Source organism: Mesorhizobium sp. M0074 (genome assembly GCF_040322975.1).
GTDB lineage: Bacteria > Pseudomonadota > Alphaproteobacteria > Rhizobiales > Rhizobiaceae > Mesorhizobium.
This window is the reverse complement of the sequence record NZ_JAMYUM010000009.1, coordinates 150,319-168,201: the sequence shown is the minus strand read 5'-3', so window position 1 is coordinate 168,201 and position 17,883 is coordinate 150,319. Positions and strand designations below refer to the sequence as shown.

Below are 17,883 nucleotides of genomic sequence, written 5' to 3'. Positions count from 1 at the left end.
CTGAAGGTGCCGTTGACATGGTTAGCGCACCGCGCTGATAGCCATGGCTCAACAATTTAGCTTGAGCCCCACCCGTGGATCTGCCGCAGTAAAAGGGGCTCCGCGCATATTTCAGCTACACACCGGCCTCGGTGCGACAGGCCGAGTTGCCGCCCGTCATGATAATCTCTTCAAGAGAGATAGCCGCTACCTGAGATACTCGCTGTCGAATCCGGCTGTTTCGACCAGCTTCTTGCGATTGATCACCTCTACATGGCCTGACTTGAAAGAGACGAGATCGGCCTTGCGGAGCTCCCTTAACGTTCGGTTGACGTGAACCGTGGTCATGCCGAGTATGTCGGCCAGTTCATGCTGGGCAAGAGGACACTCATACCTTCCATGCGCCGACAGCCCAACCCTGGAGAGCCTCACCTCCAACTCTAGCAGGAAGTGGGCGGTACGCCTCATCGCGTTCCGCCGCCCGGTATTCATGAGATGTTCGGCAAGGATGGCGTTCAGGCGCGCCAGAGAGCAGGCGATCTTCTTCCCGATTCGGCCTTCCGACAGGATGGCCTCGACCAGTTCCTTACTGGAAATTTCATAAACAGCTAGTTCGGTTATGGACGCCAGCGACGCAAGACGGGGTCCGTCCAAGCCACGGAAACCGACGACATCCCCCTTGAGGGGAGTGTCTATGATCTGCCGCTCTCCGTCCGGCAGTGCCTGATAAAGTATGCCCCAGCCCGATTTTACAATGAATATCTCACTGTTGTCGTCCTCCTGCCGGCATATCACCGAATGGGGTTTATAGATTTTTGCGGTAACACCGAGAAAATCGTTGTTCCCCCACTCGTCCTTCGACAACGTTCCCCCTATGGGATGCGAGCACATGAACTCCAATAGTGTCTGCATGAAGAATCGCGAACTTGCTTCTGGTTCCACACGACTTGCAATAGTTTCTCCCGAACAAATCGACAGAACGACCTCTTACCCTAGGGGCGGGGTTGCATACTGTCCTCGTCTGTTTGAATGAGGTAAACTGCAATTAATTTAAGGGGTTCAGCGGCGGTGAACTCTCCCGTGCAGCCGGACAACAGGCTCCGAAACGCTAATCACATTGCGGTCGCAACACTATGGCTTGGCTATGGAACGCAAAAGCTGACCCGCGATGCGGATGGCAATTACAGGTCAAGCAAAACGTCGCCTTGCGGGCGGCTGCAGCACGCCAGGACGTAGCCTGCCGATTTGGCTTCCGATGTCAGCCCGCCTAAGTCATGAACCGCGATCTTGGTTTCCTGCATGAGGCAAGCCGACAGATAGAAGCGATCGGCTGCCGCGAGTGTCAATGAAAATAAATATGAGCAAAAGCTAATAAAAAGTGCCATCCTTCGCCGGCCAATAAATACGATTTATCAATGAGGAAAGATTCTGATGATTTGACAAGCGGCAGACCCGCCGATGATCTTACGCGCTCTCGACGTGTCGTTGAAACGCGCATCCGTTGGAAGCCATGGCTCGCCCGATCACTTTACCGATCTACGAGGATTTGCGAATGGTCGATGCGGGCAGATTGCGCAGACTCGTCAGGATGGGTGCCTATGAAGGGCATACAGGAGGGCTTGCGCGCGGCAAGCTCCAGGCCAACGTCGTGATTGTGCCGCGCAGCTTTGCCGCCGATTTCTATCAGTTTTGTGTCCGCAATCCGAAACCCTGCCCTTTGGTCGGTGTGAGCCGTGCGGGCAGCCCATTTCTGCCTGCGCTGGGCGATATCGATATCCGGACCGATGCACCACAGTACAGCATCTATCACTTCGGCGAGATGATCCGCCAGACCACAGACATCATCGACCTGTGGCAAGATGACTTTGCGGCCTTCGCGCTCGGCAGTTCGCTCACCGTCGAGGCCGCACTTGTCGAACGAGGCGTGAAACTCCGGCGTATCGGCCGTGGAAAAACCGCCCCCAAGTTCCGCACCAAGATCGAGACGTCCCAAGTCGGACCGTTCGGTGGCGAAATGGTCGTCTCCATGCGTCCGATACGGCATAGCGAAGTCGACAAGGTTCGCGTGCTCACCGCGCGCTTTCCGCATGCGCACGGGTCTCCCATCCATGTCGGAGAGCCCACGACGGTCGGCATCCGAAATTTGATGGCTCCCGACTGGGGTGATGCCGTCGAAGTCTTGGACGGGGAGATCCCTGTATTCTGGGCGAGCAGCCTGACCGCCCAAGACGCTCTTGCTCGTGCCGAACTCGCGATCTCCATCACAGTCTCGCCGGGCCATATGCTGATCACCGACGTGGATGCACGAGCGCTGTCTTGGCCTAATTTCGAACTTGGCGCGAGCTTGCAATGATCGTGCTCAAGTCGGAGCTTGCCTGATCCAACGGCTCCGAATCACTTCGACTGCAGGGCGGACGCGAGGATAGGCACCCTTTGCCGCCGTTCGGTTTTCTGAGAGCATGACTCGGGTACGCGCAATCCGGGAGCCGATATTCCATGCCGACCAGAACCGATGTTAGTGAACCGCGCCGGTGGTTTGCCGAAGACCTGCGTGTCTCATCGCCTGTCTTGCACAACCCTGCAGTCATCGAGGCCTTCGCAAAGGTTCCGCGCGAACAGTACCTTGGCAACGGGCCTTGGCGTATCCATTCGAGATTGCAAATCGGGGCGGTCCATACCAGCCCTTCAGCCGCACTTCACGAGATTTACCACGACGTTCTGGTCTCGCTTGACGAAAAGCGCGGATTAAACAGCGGCTTGCCGTCGCTTTGGGCATTGGTTTTCGACCATCTGAACGTCGCCGCCGGCCAGACTGTCCTTCAGGTGGGTGCTGGTGTCGGCTATTTCACCGCCATCCTCGCTGAACTGACGGGTTCTGAAGGCCGCGTGATTGCATATGAGATCGACGAAGAACTGGCCCGGCGAGCGCAAAGCAATCTTGCTCATTATGCCCATGTAGAAGTGATATCCGGTGATGCAACGCAGGCAGTCGATCTGCCAAACCTCGATGTCGTGGCCGCCTTTGCCGGAGTGACGCACGTGCCGGAACGGTGGCTTTCAAATTTGTCCGACAAGGGTCGGATGGCGCTGCCGTTCACAGGTGAAGACCAACGAGGCTTCATGATGCTTCTGGAAAGGGCTGGCCGTGCGTTTCCTGTAAGATCACTTATGCCATGCGGGTTTTACCCCTGCAGCGGAGCTAGGCGCAGTGACGAAGAAAAGGCGTTGATGGCCGCCCTCAAGACTGCGCGAGGCAAGGTCACTGGTCTCGCGCAATACCATCGAGGACGACCAGCAAATGGCCTCGAGAACGCTTGGCTAGTTGCCGACGCATATTGGATTTCGAAAGCCTAGAGATCGATATCAATCTCGCGTGTCACCGTCGTAGGGTGTGGCACGCATTGAAGGGCGTTGCACGAAGGATCTATACCGTCAGTCGTGGCCTCCCCTGCAAGAAGTCGGGCAATCTCCGGAATTCCAGCCAGCTTAGACAAGTGGCGAGCGCGATGTGGCCGACATGGAGCGGCGCGTCGAATTCGACCTCGCGTTCCACAAAGTTATAGAATTTCGATGAGCTTCATCGTCATGCCTGCGCCCAAGGCAGGGTAACGCAGATGTTCAGGGCGGCGCTCGTTTCCCAGCGGATGGAAATGCCTGCGTCGCACATGCCGCCGGCGAGCGCCTGGAGGCGCAAGGCGGACCATTTTGCTCGCCCTCTTTCGGGGATGAGCCGACGACTGCTTTCGAGATCGTCGAGATAGCCGCAGATTACGCTCGAATCGAAGATCGTATAACCGTCATTGAGAACGAGAACGGGCACTTTGCCAAGCGGATTGATCGCAAACACATCCTCGTTGCGATTGATGGGGCTCGTCCTCCTCCAGAGCGTGACCTCCAGTATCTTGGAGGCTCTGGAGTGACCAGACAGAGCCGTTTTGAGCAGGGCAGCCTTTCGGGGTTTCAGACAACCCCCAGAGTAAATGAACGAAAGTTCCGTTCGTTCGAATGATGATAAGTAAGGAAATAGGAGACAGGCTTTACGCCTTATTCGGTGCCTTGGCGTTGCCGAGGGTGCTTCACTAGCATTGATCCAGCGCCGCGCGCATAAGTGGAGAATACAATAGCGGTGAGGCCGCGGTCGGTGAGGTTCAGTGATGAATCATCTGCAGATACGCGGCAGGGGGTGTAGCGCCATGCTATCCCTCGTTCCGTTATGTCTCGTTCTGCTGTTGGCATCTCCGGCAAATAGTCAGTTGGCGCCCGAAGCGTCAGCTGTTGCCGCAGCTAACGACAGCTCGTCGGTCGTGGTTTCCGAACACACCGAGGTCGACAAAGAACCGGGCAAGCCGCAACCGAGCGCGCTCGGATCCTATATATCTAGAGAGCTGGTGCTCAGCGAAACACAGGCACTCAAGGAGGGCGCGCAAACGCCGCTCGGCGAGCATGTGGAGGGTTTGCGCCGCGAATTGGCCGCAGCACGAGCGGAGCTAGACGTTATGCAGCGCGGCGCACGTGACCTAAGCGCCCAGGCACACGTACTGACAGACACGGTGGCTCAGCAAGCACAAGCCCTAAAAGAGCAGCAGCGAACAGACGAAGCGCTCGCGCTCGATCTGGAGACGGCGCAGCGCGTTATCGAAAGCTACAGGGCCGAAGCCAGTCTCTGGAACAGCGAGAAGGCTGCCACGCTTGGAGCGCATCCCTCTATGGAAGTCTCTCAGCTTGCTGCCAAGCGAGCGCTTGATGACGAGCGGCACAAGGTTGAGCTCTTGGAACAAGAACTTACTACGGCTCGCCAAACGATCGATGCTCTTAAGACAGGCGCAAATCTGGCAGCCGTCGAGCAGGCCAACGCCATAAGGGACCGACAGGTGGCCGAGGCCGCTGTAAAGCAAGCTCGAGAAGCACTCGAACTGGGACGCGAACGAGCAGATTCAGCTGTACGAGCCCTCGCCATCGTTCGCAAGGAACGCGATGCTTTAAAGCAGAACTCGATAGAATTGAGTGCGGCGCTGGACCAAGAGCGTGAAAGGGCTATCGGTCTAGCCCGCAGCCTCAGTGCCGCGCGTGAGGCAATTGATATTGTCAAGGGTAAGCGTCGCACTGCGGCTGTGGAGCGCGCGCCGAAAGCACGTACCCCCGCGAGTGCACATGCAAGTAGGCCATCGCGTTCGGGCTTCCAACCAGTCCGTAAACCGGGCTTGCCGGAAAAACAGAAAGTGAAGGTCCAAAAGTCACCGCAACCTGTTCTGCTGTCAACCATCGCTCTTCCCGCCGCATTGCTCCCAACGCGACCACCGAAAAAGCTCGACCTAGGCCAGTGAAGAATAGTGAGCGAAATGTATGCCGCAGGGGAGTATGATAATGAAAAAATACGTCGCAGCCGCGTTGACGATCGGGATCGCAATCGGGCCTGCCTCGGCTCTTGATGCAGGTGTAGGCGGCAATGTTGGCGGTGCCGGGGTCGGTGCTGGAGTGAGTGCCGGTTCGCAAGGCGTATCTGTGGGGGTGGGCACGAGCGTCGACGGTGTAGGCGGAGCAAGCGTTGGAGCTTCGGTCGGCGCAGATGACGGCTCAGTCGACGCAAGCGTTAGTGCCAGCGGCACCGTAGGTGACACAGGCGGAGGGATTTCGACGGATGTCGGTGTGGGCGACGATCCAGCCGCCGAAAACGAATCGGTTACCGCTCCCGGTAGTCCGGCCGCAGCCACCACAGCCACTGCCTCTCCCAAGACCGCCAGGCAATCGATCGTCCTGCCACCTGTCCTCCTGCCCTCTAAACCTGGTGACGGTGGGTCCGAGCGGGTCACCAAGGGCTATCCCGCTGAGTTTCTGGCACCGCTGAAAGCGAAAACCGGTACGCCAGCCGCAGTGGTGCGCGCCTGCCGCGCGGCGATCGTGTCCGCTGCGACGCCGCTTGGCGCCGTCCGTGTCCACGCGGTAAGCGCAGGTGCCTTGCGTCAACGTCGAGGCGCACTCACGGCGCCGATCGAGGTGCGAATAGACTACGCTAGACAAGGTGGCATCGAAGTCCGGCAGGCGCAAGTCAGTTGTCGCCTCGATGCGTCGGGCAGGGTCACTGCAATAATATAGCAGCCAAGCCTGTAAGAGGGACACACGGCGCTTAGCCGAGGTCGCTCGTGTTGGCTCGGTGATCAACCAGCGCCCGCGAGTGTGAGTTTCCTAGCCTCGACCTGTGGCCGCGCGCGCGTGCGTACTGGTCGCAAGACCTATCAAGAAGCGGACTCGCTGATATCGGAACAATCCTGACGAAGCATCGGCAGCCTTTGTCCCTAGACGGTGCGCCTGCCGTGCCCAAGCCCTCTTGGCGCACCGCCCAGGTGATCGTCATGACCAATGACAACCATGCTGTCCCCCGGTCGTCGGGTTGGGCAGGAACGGCTTGCGAACGCCGCGACATCGTCCATCTCGCGCGTCCCTTCATGGCATGCCTTGCAGGTAGTCACTTCCCGCCCTTCGGTCGCCACTTGCCATCGAACAGACCCGTGGCGGCACGTGGTCGATGTCGACGCCGCGAGCCGATCCGGCACAATAGATGCAGAACGGCTGCTGGCTGCGTAACTTCTGGCTCAGGCTCACGATGTTGGGTTCCAACTTCTCTGACGGGGATTGTTAGGGCCTCGCCAGTGGGAAACGAAGGGCGCGCGGGGGGCCTCGCGCGAGCCAGTTATCCGATCACCCGCCCAGATTTTTGTATCAAACATTCTGGCCCCCTTAAGGAACAAATCCGCTCGAGGTGCAGTTCGGTCCTTTTAAGATGTAGGCCCGAATGTGGTTGAAATCGATAAAGCCAAACAGAAGGTTATTGCCAAAGTTGTGCGGCACTGGATCACCTCAGAGGTAATCCGCAATTACCTTCGCAACCTGCTAAATCTGCCTGTAGAACGGGAGCTGCCGGCTGAGCAAAGGTATTTGCTGGAGGAACTTGATAGGGCCGACAAAGAGTGACGTATGGCTCTCCACTGGTTCAACCCTCCGGTCCCCGTCAAGACCGAGCGTCCCGGGATCATCCGCAACGTCAACAACGCCGAGAAAGCCGGCGAGGAGCTGATGAAGTGGACCAAGCGTGGCCCTTGCTGGGACCTCGCGGTGCGCGTTTGCATGGCCGTGATATTCGACGAGATGGAACCTGAGGAGGCCCGTAAGGCATTTCTGGCTGCTGCAAAAGAGGAGGGGACATTACTCCCCCAATGAGAACTAGCTAAATTGGATGCGGTATAAGCTTCTAGGTGTCTATTACCAACACCGCCTTCGCGCGAAAGGAGCCCGCCGCCAGTGAGGGAGAGGCGACGGACCCCCCCACAGCGGCTGCACATCCACGAAGAATCCCGCTGCCACCTCTAAACCCGCGAGGGCCTACATCGTTCCCTTAGCTGCGGCTAAAGCGGGGTTGGTCGGCGGGCTCTTGCCGCTCTAAGTTCCCCCTTATGGGTCCTCTCTGGTTCTCTCCACCGGTCTACGTGAAGACGAAACGTCCGGGCATTCGCAATGGGGTCAGCCACGTCGAGGGAGCCGCCGAGGAGCTCATGGGGTGGGACACAAAGGGCCCGAAGTGGACCAAGGCTGTCCAATCCTGCGTCGATGCATTCGAGGGCAAATCCTCCCCCCAAGAGGTCCGTGAAGCCTTCGAGGCGGCTGCCAAGGAGGCCAACGTGTATCTCTCCCCTGACTAGGAGGTATCATGGCAACCCATTGGTTCGTCCCTCCGGTGTTCGTGAAGACTGAAACCGGTGTCAGGCATGGCTGCAACAATGCGAGGGCAGCCCTTGAGCAGCTCAAAACGTGGACCCGGAGAGGACCCTGCTGGCATAAGGCGGTGACGCTGTGCCTGTCAGATCTGGAGGGCGATTCGATTGACCCTCAGGTGGTGCGAAAGGCCTTTGAGGCTGCCGCAAAGGAGGCCAAGATGTATCTCTCCCCTGAGTAGGAGGTGTCGTGGCAACCCATTGGTTCTCCCCTCCGGTGTACGTCAAGACCGACCGACCTGGGGTCACCTACGGGTGTAACAATGTCGAGGGTGCCGCCGAGGAACTCCTGAAGTGGATCAAGATGGGACCTAAGTGGAGGAAGGCTGTGCAACTATGCATCGACGCCGTCGAGGATCGGGCGACCCCGGAGGAGGCCCGTAAGGCCTTCGGGGCTGCTGCTAAGGAGGAGGGGATGTTCGTGCGAAACGTTGAATGTCGCGAACTGGCGCAAATTAGTTCCCACCTGAGCGTAGAAGAAGATCCATGTACGACGGGTACATCCCATGACATTGTATGGTGTAGCAACGCTGATCGCGTCTGTGCCGACCGGCGGACGGTTGCAGCACGTTTCGTATGCTGATTGTCGCGATGGCGAGCGGCATGAATTTCGGAAGGGATATGAGAGCCAACACTTCAGGATCTCCCGGCGATGAGGCGCACTCTACCCGCAGCAGAATCAAAGAGGTCGCGGCCGAGTTCTATGTCCTGCGCGGCCACGATGGTTTCAGCTTCGGCGATATAGCGACGGCAATCGGCACGACGCGCGCCAACATCCATCATCACTTCGGCAACAAGCGTCAGCTGATGGAGGAATTGATCGCGGACTTCGCCGCCAACGCCGAGGCCCGCATCAAGCGCTTCTGGACGACCCCCGATATCCGGTTCTTCGACCGTCTCGATATGCAGCTCGAGGATCTGCGCCGCTTCTATGAACGTTTCAACGCTGAGACGGGAGCCCGCAATATGTGGAGCCCGCTTTCGCGCCTTCGCCACGACCTCCCAGTTCTCGGCGAACCAGCCGAACATGCCCTGGAGCGTGTCAACCGGGTCTATGAACAGAGCCTACGCCATGCGGTGGACCAGGCTGTGAAGGATGGAGAACTTTCTCCCGACACGCTCAGGGACGAACTCGTGCACATGCTGCGCATTACCCTTCTGTCCTGTCCACCGATGACGCAGGACACCGGAAGCTTCGACGAGGTCGCTAGGACCTTCGCAGCACTGGCGGCGATCATCCGCGCAGCTTGGCAGGATGCGGGGAAGGGCTCGCGCCGAGGCTAGACATCCAGTGGATCAAAGCGAGGGCGAGTTGACAGATGTTAGCCTCCGGGTTACTTACTTACAGGTAAGTCAGCCCGTGGCGGCGACGAGGCGCGTACAAGGGAGGATCACGTGCTACGCGATGACGAATTCACCCGTTTCGAGGTCAGCCCCTTCACTGGAGCGCTCGGTGCAGAAATCCGCGGGATCGATCTGGCGGGCGCGAGCGAGGATGCTTTCGAAGACGTTCGCCGCGCGCTCTACCAGTATCATGCGCTCGCCGTGCGCGATCAGGAGCTTGACGCCGCTGGCGTCCACAAGGTCGCGCGCCGGTTCGGGCCATTTAGCGGCAATCCGGTGCACACGCCGATCGACGGCTTCGACGATATCGTGCGCTTCGTGCGCGAGCCGGACGACACGGGCAAGGTGATCGGCGAGGACTGGCACATGGACCTCGCCTGGCTACCAAAGCCGCCAGGCATTACGATCCTCTACGGTGAAGAGGTGCCGCCGGTCGGCGGCGACACATGCTTCTCAAGCCTCGAGAAGGCATATGACTCGCTTTCGCCGCGGCTGGTCGAAATCCTGCAAGGGCTGACGGGCGTCCATAGCGGCCGCGGGGTCTTCGCCATCAACGCGGCCCACAGTCGGCTGGGCGTCAAGGCCGATGTCGAGGCGATCGAGAATGCCGTCGTCGAGCACCCTGTGATCTGTCGGCACCCCGAGACTGGCCGGCGCTATGTCTTCGTCAGCAGCGTGATGACCAATTTTAAGGGGATGACGGAGGAAGAAAGCAAGCCGATGATCGACTTCCTGATGGCGCGGGCTGTCCGGCCCGAGTTCAACTGCAGGCTGCGTTGGGAACCGAAGACGCTCGGCATGTGGAACAATCCCCACGTCCTGCACACTGCCATCAACGATTATCCCGGATATCGCCGGGTGATGTACCGAACGACGGTGGAGGGCACCGTTCCACTTGCCGCCAGGGACGGCTGACGCGCAACCGCTCAGGGAGGAGCAATGGCATTTGGTTCCGAGGCGTCCGTCGGCCACAGAGGGGAAGGGGCGGCGGAAGCGGCTGGCGAGACCAAGAGGCGGCGCTTCGCGTTTTCGCCTGCCTATCTCTATGCGACGCCCGTGCACCTCCTGGTGCTTGGGATCATCGTGCTGCCCTCCATCTTCGTCCTGTGGCTGAGTTTCGAGGCCTCGTCATTCGGCCAATCGGCAAGCTTCGTTGGGCTCGATAACTATATCCGCGTCCTCACCGATCCATATTTTTGGGGTTCGATCTGGAACACGGTCCTCGTCGTCGCCGTCGCGGTTCATATCGAACTTCTGCTCGGTCTCGGCCTGGCTCTGCTTTTCGCCTCCGGGCTTCCCTTCCAGCGTGTCATGCTCGTCGTGGTGCTCGCTCCTTACGCTATCAGCGAGGTGACGGCGGTCGCAATGTGGCGCTTCCTGTTCGATCCAGACGTCGGGCCGATCACGCTGATGCTGCGATACACCGGGCTGCCGACGCTCGACTGGACGTTCATCCCTTCCCATGGCCTCATCCTCGTCGGCCTGCTGACAATCTGGCTGCACCTGCCATTCACATTCATCATTCTCTATGCGGCACGGCTCGCGGTTCCGAAGGAGCTCTACGAGGCTGGGCGCACCGACGGGGCCAACGCGTTCCAGCTCTTCCGCAACATCACGCTACCGCTTCTGGCGCCAGCGATCCTGATCGCGCTGCTCTTCCGCTACATCTTCGCCTTCCGCCTCTTTTCCGAGGTCTGGCTCCTGACCCAGGGCGGCCCGGCGCGCACGACCGAGGTCGTTTCCGTTTATCTCTATCAGGAAGGCTTCCGCTACAACTCGTTCGGCACGGCGGCCGCGACGGCGTGGATGATGGTCGTCATCTCGCTGCTGCTTGCGACTGGCTATGTATGGCGGCTGCGCAAGGAATCCGTGGCCAATGCGTTCTAAGCGTCTCGCCATCGGTGCCGGAAAGACGCTCGCTGTTGCGGCAATCGTCGTCTGGTCGCTGTTTCCGATCGGTTTCATCGTGCTCTCGTCGTTCAAACCCGGTCGCGAGATTTTCGCGGTTCCACCAGAGCTCTTCTTCGAACCGACCTTCGAGCACTACGCCTCGTTATGGCAGCGCTGGCCGGCCTTTTTCGACGGGCTCGTCAACAGCCTGATCATCACCACCGGGGCAACGGCGCTTGCCGTCATGGCAAGTTTGCTCGCTGGTTTCGCCTACTCGCGCTATCGAGGCGTCCGTTTCCTGGAGGGATCGGTGATGTTTCTGATCGGATCGCGGCTGATCCCGCCGATCGTCGTGACGCTGCCACTGTTCCCGGTCGTCAATCGGCTCGGGCTCAACGACACCCATCTGGTGCTGATCCTGCTCTACGCGACCTTCTTCGTCTCGCTCGGCACGCTCCTGATGCGCACGTTCATTGACCAGGTGCCGCGCGAACTCGACGAGGCGGCTGTCCTCGACGGCGCGCGGCCGCTGACGATCCTTGTGAAGATCATCTTGCCGCTCGTAGCGCCCGGCATGCTCGCCGTCGCCGTCTTCGTCGTCGTCTTCGCGTGGAACGAGTTTCTGTTCGCCTATATCTTCACCGCCAACCACGCCAAGACTGCGCCTTTGGTCCTTTCTGAGATGATCAGCTCGATCGATGGCGTCGACTGGGGCGTGCTCTTTGCGGCCTCTACCGTCCAATTGCTGCCGGTTCTCGTCTTCGTGGTCCTGATGAACCGGTTTCTTGTCGCCGGGTTGACCGCCGGCGCGACCAAGGGGTGACGACGTCACCGAGAAAGGGAGGAAGACAATGCCTTTGCACATGACACGCAGAGCCCTGCTGACGACCGCGATGGCCGCCGGCGCGACGGGCGCATTTGGCCGGTTGGCCCATGCTCAGGTAAAGACGCTGAACGTGCTTTGCCATCGCGTCCACCAAACCAACCTGACGACCGGCGCCGCCGGCAATGTCATCAAGCCCTGGGAGGACAAGAACAACGCCCAGATCTCCTGGACGACGCTCGACAGCAATCCGCTCCAGGACCGGCTATTCCGGGAGGCGAGCCTGAGCGAGACCGATTTCAACGTCGGCTATATCATCGACAACCGCATGACATCGCAGATCGCCTCGCTCTTCGAGCCGCTCGACGACCTCCGGAAAGCCGAGCCGATCGAGGATTTCGACGATATCGTCGAGGGCCTGCGCCAGTCGATGACCGTCGGCGGCAAGCTCGTCGGCATCCCGGTGCGCCATGCCACGCAGGGGCTTTTCTACAACGAGGAGCTGCTTCAGGAGGCCGGCATTTCGGCGCCACCGGACACGCTGGAGGAGCTGGTCGAGCAGGCGAAGAAGCTGACCTTCACCTCCAAGTCCAGTACGCCGGTCGTCGGCATGATCCTTGCGAGCGACCTCGCCGTCTTCCCGGTCATGTTCGCCCGCGCCTTTGGCGGCGATTTTATCGACAAGCAGTTCCGGGTGGTTCCCGATCCGGAGGCGATGGAAAAAGGCCTGTCCGTGCTCGCCGACCTCTTCAAGGCCGGGGCGCTCCCCCGCAGCTACGCCACGACGCGCAATGACGATATGGTGACTTGGATGCAGCAGGGACGCGCAGCCTTCGCGGTGCTGCCTTTCGCCCGCTACGCGCAGCTCAACAACAAGGAACAGTCGACCGCGCCGGGAAAGATCAAGGCGATCGAGTTCCCCGGCTCCAAGACCCTCGGCAGCGGTCAGGAAATGCACCCGGTCGTCGAATCCTGGGCTATGGCCATTCCCGCCAATTCGGCGGACAAGAAACTCTCCTGGAGCTATCTCCGCTTCGTAGCGAGCAAGGCGGCTACACTCGATATGGCGCGCAACGGCAATGGCCCCGTCCGCTCATCGACCTATGCCGAGCCGTCGTTCGCCGGGTCGCAGCCGCAGGCGAAGGTCGAGGCTGCCGCCCTTGCCAAGGCGAGACCAGCCTTCCCGGCTTTTCCCGAAGCCGCTCGCGCTCAGTCGACGTTTCTCGAGGAGGTTCAGCTCGCCGTCCTCGGTCGCAAGAACCCGAAGGAAGCGGTCGCCGCCATTGTCGACCGCGTCAAGCCGCTGATGCCAGCGTAATCGTATGGACCACGTCGCCAAGTCGCCTGGTACTTGCCAGGCGACCAACCGGCGAGGATCAGCACGGTCGTAAAGTGGTCGTCGGATGAGGCGATGTTCCATGGACCTGAATTCGATCGCGCGAGCTCAGGACTGCCTGGCAGTGCGCTGGCGCAGATAGCAGGTTCATCGCACCGCCGCCGATATCCCACTACGCGGCATAGGCAATGGCCGCTGACCGTCGGCGACTCCCCATGATCGAGGTAGATACCATGATGCCGCTTGTCGGCACGCATGGCCTACTGACTTTGTAGATGCTTTCGAGCGGCGCCGGGGACGCTTATCGCCTGCTACTCGATGTAGTGCACGGGCGCCGCCCCTCCGGGGGGACGTAATCAACCCTCGGACTTGCCAGCCTGTTTGCCTGGAAGCTTGCGATGGTAGCACGCGGGCATGCCGATCCCTCGTTGCTGGATAGCTATGACATGGAGCGCAGGCCGGTCATCGAGGCTACGTTGGCGCAAGCGCTCGCCCGCCTACAGAAATGGTTCGACGATCCGTCGAAGCGGTTGCCTCCTCCTGTTGCGATCGTCGAGGATTACGACGTGGTATTTGGCCAACGCTACACTGCAGGCATCGTGGCTCGGGAATCCACACCGGACGATCACCCGTTCCAAAAATCCGCCAAGCTGTCGGGTCGCCCTGGCACGCGTTTACCGCATTTCGCGGTCGGGCGCGCCGGCCGGCGGATTTCGAGTCTCGATTTGTGCGATCGCGATCTTCTTCTCCTCTGCGCTGACGAAGCATGGTGTCAGGCCGCTGACGCGATAAGCCAACGCCTCGGAATGCCGCTGACCTGCCACGCCTTGGGTGCCAATGACGATCTGATTGACTTGGACCATCGGTGGCCTTCCGCGCTCGGGGTTGAAAGCGGCGGTGCCGCCTTGGTCAGGCCGGACGGCTTTGTCGCGTGGCGGTCATCGCACGGTGTGCCTGATCCCGTACAGGTGCTGATCGAAACGCTTGACGGGTTTGGTTTCCGCACGCAGGCACACGAACACCATCGGTGAGCGGCGGCGAGTGCGGATGCCTCCTGCGTTCTGGCACGCCGATGTCGTCGCCGGGAATGCGGGCGATGCCAAGGGCGCAGACGGCCAGCGCACGAAGCCCGGCCGCTACGACTCCCTTGCCGATCCCATCGCCTGGAATGGCCGCGATCCTGTGGCTTCGCATCGGTCCGGTCTTCCCTTGTGGCGCTAAACTCCGATGAACCACCGTGGCCTTGGCAGACCGAATGTCGCCGTTACCGCAAATGGTCAATCAAACCGTTCAGCAGGAGCAGCAACGCCCCAGCGACGACAGCCGCGGCCGCGTCGTCCAGCATAATGCCGGCCCCACCCCTTACCTTGTCATGCATGATACGGATGGGCCAAGGCTTGACGACGTCGAAAAACCGGAAAGCAAGGAAGCCTGCTGCCCACCAGAGTGGGTCGATCGGAAGCATGGAAAGTGTCGCGGCGGCGCCGAAGGTCTCATCGATGACGACGATCTGCGGATCCTCCGCCCCGGTACGGGAGATAACATGCGATGACGCCCATACGCCAACGGCGAACAGGGCCGCATAGGCAAGCACGGTCAGCCAAGGCGATGCAGGTATCAGAGCTGCGGCAACAGCCACTCCAACTATTGCGCCGACCGTGCCCGGCCATATTGGAGATAATCCCGCGCCGACAGAGGTCGCGAGCAGGTAGGCGAACTTGGGTGGAAATTTATGCATCGAGTTTCGGCCGGCTTCCCACGGATCGCAAGCGATCATAGTCACATCGTTCGGGTGCTGCCGCCAGACTGCCGTTCGATTTGCTCCGTCAGCTTGGCGAGCGCCTTATTCCGCCGGCCGCATTCGCCAAAAAGAAATCGCTGTTGCGGCGAGTTGAGAATGTTGCTGAGCCCGGTCTCGGCCCGCTTTGACCAATTGGAACGGTAGCGACGGTGGAACAAACCCGCAAATTGCTGGTAAAGCTCGGTGAAACGACATCATCAGAGGAGCCGCCATGATCGCCGGTCTCATGAAAAGTCGCATCGACCCGCTATGGGAGCAGGCCGCCTCTCCGCTGATCGGGATCGGCATGACGCCGAACCAGGTTACGGCTAGCGGGCTCGTGCTCGTCGCTTTGTCGTCGGCCGCCTATGTCTATCACCATTCAAGTCTTGCCTTTGGCCTTTGCCTGGCGTTTGCCTTCACCTTCGATGCGCTGGACGGTGCGGTAGCCCGCCGGACAAATATGAGCACCAAGGCCGGTGGCTATTTCGATGCCGTCGTCGACCGTTATCAGGAATTGGCCGTCTTTGCGGCAATCGGCTGGGTCGCCGATCTGTGGGCGATCGCAATGTTCGCGTTCGCCGGCGGGATACTCACAAGTTACGCCAAGGCACGGACGGCGCTGGAAATTCCCGTAGAAAACCATGGTTGGCCGGATTTCTTCGAGCGGATGGAACGTCTGGTGTTCATTTGCGTGCTGCTCGCCGCGGACGGAGTCGCGACCGCCATGGGCGCGGCTTCGCCCTGGATTCTGGCGGGTGGGTTCGCGCTGTACGCAGTGCTGGCCAACGCCACAGCGCTACAACGGATCAGTCGTGCATTTGCGATGCTTAAACGAGCCGACGGCAACCAGCCGTGAGACCGCAAGAACGTTTGCATTCAGCCTCATGTGAGGCTATATACTGCTTCATATGAATGGAAGCAGAGATGTTAGCATTTGGAAATATAGCCGACGTGCTGGGGCTGTCGCCCAAGGAAACGGCTGCACGGTCGCCATTCGGGCTGATGGCTCGAATTGAAGGCGGATTGCCCATCGGCGCGCTCGAACGCGTCTCACAATTGCTGGCACCGGCCGATGCCCAATTCAAATACCGCCTCGTTCCAAAGGCAACCTATGAACGTCGCAAGAGGGGCGCTCTTCGACTGTCTTCGGAGGAGGGCATGCGGGTGGCACGGGTGGCTCGTGCATGGGACTTGGCCCTCGACGTCTGGAAGATCGAAGATGAGGCTCGTGACTTTCTATTTCGACCTCATCCCATGCTGGAAGACCGACGCCCGATCGAAATGGTCATCCGAAACGAGATCGGCGCCGAGCTGGTGATCGATATCCTTGCAGGCCTGAAATACGGCACTGCCGCTTGACGGCGCAGATACTCGATCGGACGCTGCCGTGCTTCAGGATCGGCGATCCTGCCGGCATCCATCCGTTCTTTGACGCGACGGGCTCGACGATCGCGCCCGGCCGCTGGAACACGCCTGGCAGCCCAGTGATTTACACCAGCGAGCACTATTCGACAGCGTTGCTGGAAAAGCTGGTGCACGGCAGCGGCAGACTGCCGCCCAACCAGCACTACGTCCAGATCATGGTTCCGCGCGGGCTAAGCTACGAGATATTTTCGCAGCCGTCGCTGCCGGGGTGGGATATGATGCCGGCAAAGGTGAGCAAGGAATTCGGCGAGACGTGGTATGTCGAGCGCCGCAGCGCGATCTTGATCGTGCCAAGCGTCGTGGCTCGCCTCGACAACAACGTGTTGATCAATCCGACCCATCCGGAGTTTGCCTTGATCACAGCCAGCCTGCATCAACCCGTATATTGGGACAGTCGCCTGTTCGGCTCCTGAGCAGGTCAGGAGGGGCAGGTTCCTGCCTGTGGCGTCGATTGTTCAAACTCGTCAGCGCCAGGCCAAGCCTGGGGCGACATGGGTCAGAATCGCCTCGATGACATGGGCGTTGTAGTCGACCCCGAGCTGGTTGGGGACGGTAAGCAGCAGCGTATCGGCCTCGGCGATGGCTTCGTCGCCCTTTAGCTGCTCGATGAGGATGTCCGGCTCGGCGGCATAGGAGCGGCCGAAGACGGCGCGCCTGTCTGCCTCGATGTAACCGAACTGATCTCCGCTCTCATTGCCGCCGAAATAGGCGCGGTCGCGATCGTCGACCAAGGCAAAAATGCTCCGGCTGACCGACACCCGCGGCTCGCGCGTGTGTCCGGCCGTCTTCCAGGCCTCACGAAAAGCCCGGATCTGTTCGGCCTGCTGGATGTGAAACGGCTTTCCGCCTTCATCGAATTTGAGCGTGGAGCTTTGCAGGTTCATCCCCAGCTTCGCCGCCCATTCCGCCGTGGCGTTGGTGGCGGCGCCCCACCAGATGCGGTCGCGCAGGCCCTCCGAGTGTGGTTCAACGCGAAGCAGGCCGGGCGGGTTGGGAAACATCGGCCGCGGATTGGGCTGCGCAAAGCCTTTGCCCAGCAACACTTCGAGCAGCACTTCGGTGTGTCTGCGTGCCATGTCGGCATCGCTCTCGCCCTCTTGCGGGGCATAGCCGAAGTAGCGCCATCCCTCGATTACCTGCTCCGGCGAGCCGCGGCTGATGCCCAGCTGCAGACGCCCTCCGGCGATTAGGTCGGCGGCGCCGGCGTCCTCGGCCATGTAGAGCGGGTTCTCATAGCGCATGTCGATCACCGCCGTGCCGATCTCGATTCGGCTGGTCTTCGCCCCAACCGCTGCCAGCAGCGGAAAGGGCGAGGCGAGCTGACGGGCGAAATGATGCACGCGGAAATACGCGCCGTCCGCACCCAGCTCCTCGGCCGCGACGGCCAGCTCGACGGACTGCAAAAGCGCGTCGGATGCCGTCCGCGTCTGCGATTGCGGCGAGGGCGTCCAGTGCCCGAACGAGAGGAAACCAATCTTCTTCATGAGAACCAGCCTAAAGGGGAGCCAGGTGCAGACTATGCTGCGGCGCGCAGCAA

At 60.2% G+C, this 17,883-nt stretch carries 22 protein-coding genes; 18 read left to right on the top strand and 4 right to left on the bottom strand.

Annotated features, from left to right (window positions below; genetic code table 11):
* Positions 1–186: 186 nt before the first annotated feature.
* Entirely contained in the window at positions 187–843 is a 657-nt protein-coding gene (locus NKJ73_RS14850; RefSeq protein ID WP_352454219.1) for a Crp/Fnr family transcriptional regulator, read from the bottom strand.
* Positions 844–1,489: 646 nt separating this feature from the next.
* Between NKJ73_RS14850 and NKJ73_RS14845 the strand changes: the two genes are divergently transcribed.
* Positions 1,490–2,332, top strand: a complete 843-nt coding sequence (locus tag NKJ73_RS14845) for a D-glutamate cyclase family protein (RefSeq protein WP_352569931.1) — start codon at positions 1,490–1,492, stop codon at positions 2,330–2,332.
* 143 nt (positions 2,333–2,475) lie between these two features.
* Positions 2,476–3,333: a protein-L-isoaspartate O-methyltransferase family protein gene (locus tag NKJ73_RS14840; RefSeq protein ID WP_352569930.1), complete on the top strand. Its 858-nt coding sequence runs from the start codon at positions 2,476–2,478 to the stop codon at positions 3,331–3,333.
* A 229-nt stretch (positions 3,334–3,562) separates the two neighbouring features.
* On the opposite strand, the gene NKJ73_RS14835 is transcribed toward NKJ73_RS14840, so the two are convergent.
* The gene (locus NKJ73_RS14835; RefSeq protein ID WP_352569929.1) at positions 3,563–3,826 is read right to left on the bottom strand and encodes a glutathione S-transferase N-terminal domain-containing protein; all 264 of its coding nucleotides are present in this window, start codon (positions 3,824–3,826) and stop codon (positions 3,563–3,565) included.
* 307 nt (positions 3,827–4,133) lie between these two features.
* Here NKJ73_RS14835 and NKJ73_RS14830 point away from each other — a divergent pair, with 307 nt between their 5' ends.
* From NKJ73_RS14830 to NKJ73_RS14770, 13 genes are all read left to right on the top strand, one after another.
* The gene (locus NKJ73_RS14830) at positions 4,134–5,303 is read left to right on the top strand and encodes a coiled-coil domain-containing protein (RefSeq protein WP_352569928.1); all 1,170 of its coding nucleotides are present in this window, start codon (positions 4,134–4,136) and stop codon (positions 5,301–5,303) included.
* Between the two features lie 40 nt (positions 5,304–5,343).
* On the top strand, positions 5,344–6,072 hold the full coding sequence (locus NKJ73_RS14825; RefSeq protein WP_352569927.1) for a hypothetical protein: 729 nt from the start codon (positions 5,344–5,346) through the stop codon (positions 6,070–6,072).
* Positions 6,073–6,771: 699 nt separating this feature from the next.
* Positions 6,772–6,948 carry a hypothetical protein gene (locus tag NKJ73_RS14820; RefSeq protein ID WP_352569926.1) on the top strand — a complete coding sequence of 59 codons (177 nt, stop codon included), beginning with the start codon at positions 6,772–6,774 and terminating at the stop codon, positions 6,946–6,948.
* Between the two features lie 3 nt (positions 6,949–6,951).
* Positions 6,952–7,194, top strand: a complete 243-nt coding sequence (locus NKJ73_RS14815) for a DUF982 domain-containing protein (RefSeq protein WP_352503357.1) — start codon at positions 6,952–6,954, stop codon at positions 7,192–7,194.
* A 233-nt stretch (positions 7,195–7,427) separates the two neighbouring features.
* Positions 7,428–7,673, top strand: a complete 246-nt coding sequence (locus NKJ73_RS14810; protein ID WP_352503356.1) for a DUF982 domain-containing protein — start codon at positions 7,428–7,430, stop codon at positions 7,671–7,673.
* Positions 7,674–7,681: 8 nt separating this feature from the next.
* A complete protein-coding gene (locus NKJ73_RS14805; protein WP_352496211.1) occupies positions 7,682–7,927 on the top strand; it encodes a DUF982 domain-containing protein in 246 nt (81 codons plus the stop codon).
* Between the two features lie 8 nt (positions 7,928–7,935).
* Positions 7,936–8,328 carry a DUF982 domain-containing protein gene (locus NKJ73_RS14800; RefSeq protein WP_352569925.1) on the top strand — a complete coding sequence of 131 codons (393 nt, stop codon included), beginning with the start codon at positions 7,936–7,938 and terminating at the stop codon, positions 8,326–8,328.
* A 38-nt stretch (positions 8,329–8,366) separates the two neighbouring features.
* A complete protein-coding gene (locus NKJ73_RS14795) occupies positions 8,367–9,029 on the top strand; it encodes a TetR/AcrR family transcriptional regulator (protein WP_352569923.1) in 663 nt (220 codons plus the stop codon).
* Between the two features lie 111 nt (positions 9,030–9,140).
* Complete coding sequence (locus NKJ73_RS14790) at positions 9,141–10,004, top strand: TauD/TfdA dioxygenase family protein (protein WP_352569922.1); 864 nt, start codon at positions 9,141–9,143, stop codon at positions 10,002–10,004.
* Between the two features lie 24 nt (positions 10,005–10,028).
* Positions 10,029–10,976 (top strand): carbohydrate ABC transporter permease, encoded by a 948-nt coding sequence (locus NKJ73_RS14785; protein ID WP_352569921.1) that lies wholly within the window; start codon positions 10,029–10,031, stop codon positions 10,974–10,976.
* Complete coding sequence (locus NKJ73_RS14780) at positions 10,966–11,802, top strand: carbohydrate ABC transporter permease (RefSeq protein WP_352569920.1); 837 nt, start codon at positions 10,966–10,968, stop codon at positions 11,800–11,802. The genes NKJ73_RS14785 and NKJ73_RS14780 overlap by 11 nt, the downstream gene beginning before the upstream one ends.
* Before the next feature lie 28 nt (positions 11,803–11,830).
* Positions 11,831–13,120, top strand: a complete 1,290-nt coding sequence (locus NKJ73_RS14775; protein WP_352569919.1) for an ABC transporter substrate-binding protein — start codon at positions 11,831–11,833, stop codon at positions 13,118–13,120.
* Positions 13,121–13,515: 395 nt separating this feature from the next.
* Positions 13,516–14,169 carry an aromatic-ring hydroxylase C-terminal domain-containing protein gene (locus tag NKJ73_RS14770; protein WP_352570003.1) on the top strand — a complete coding sequence of 218 codons (654 nt, stop codon included), beginning with the start codon at positions 13,516–13,518 and terminating at the stop codon, positions 14,167–14,169.
* A gap of 233 nt (positions 14,170–14,402) precedes the next feature.
* On the opposite strand, the gene NKJ73_RS14765 is transcribed toward NKJ73_RS14770, so the two are convergent.
* Positions 14,403–14,876 carry a phosphatidylglycerophosphatase A family protein gene (locus NKJ73_RS14765; RefSeq protein ID WP_352569918.1) on the bottom strand — a complete coding sequence of 158 codons (474 nt, stop codon included), beginning with the start codon at positions 14,874–14,876 and terminating at the stop codon, positions 14,403–14,405.
* 274 nt (positions 14,877–15,150) lie between these two features.
* Here NKJ73_RS14765 and NKJ73_RS14760 point away from each other — a divergent pair, with 274 nt between their 5' ends.
* The 3 genes from NKJ73_RS14760 (at position 15,151) to NKJ73_RS14750 (ending at position 16,759) form a co-directional block, all read left to right on the top strand.
* Positions 15,151–15,777 carry a CDP-alcohol phosphatidyltransferase family protein gene (locus NKJ73_RS14760; RefSeq protein WP_352569917.1) on the top strand — a complete coding sequence of 209 codons (627 nt, stop codon included), beginning with the start codon at positions 15,151–15,153 and terminating at the stop codon, positions 15,775–15,777.
* A 68-nt stretch (positions 15,778–15,845) separates the two neighbouring features.
* Complete coding sequence (locus tag NKJ73_RS14755) at positions 15,846–16,280, top strand: antitoxin Xre-like helix-turn-helix domain-containing protein (RefSeq protein ID WP_352570002.1); 435 nt, start codon at positions 15,846–15,848, stop codon at positions 16,278–16,280.
* The gene (locus NKJ73_RS14750; RefSeq protein WP_352569916.1) at positions 16,277–16,759 is read left to right on the top strand and encodes an RES family NAD+ phosphorylase; all 483 of its coding nucleotides are present in this window, start codon (positions 16,277–16,279) and stop codon (positions 16,757–16,759) included. Before NKJ73_RS14755 ends, NKJ73_RS14750 begins: the two co-directional genes overlap by 4 nt.
* A 51-nt stretch (positions 16,760–16,810) precedes the next feature.
* On the opposite strand, the gene NKJ73_RS14745 is transcribed toward NKJ73_RS14750, so the two are convergent.
* On the bottom strand, positions 16,811–17,830 hold the full coding sequence (locus NKJ73_RS14745; RefSeq protein ID WP_352569915.1) for an LLM class flavin-dependent oxidoreductase: 1,020 nt from the start codon (positions 17,828–17,830) through the stop codon (positions 16,811–16,813).
* Between the last annotated feature and the right edge of the window lie 53 nt (positions 17,831–17,883).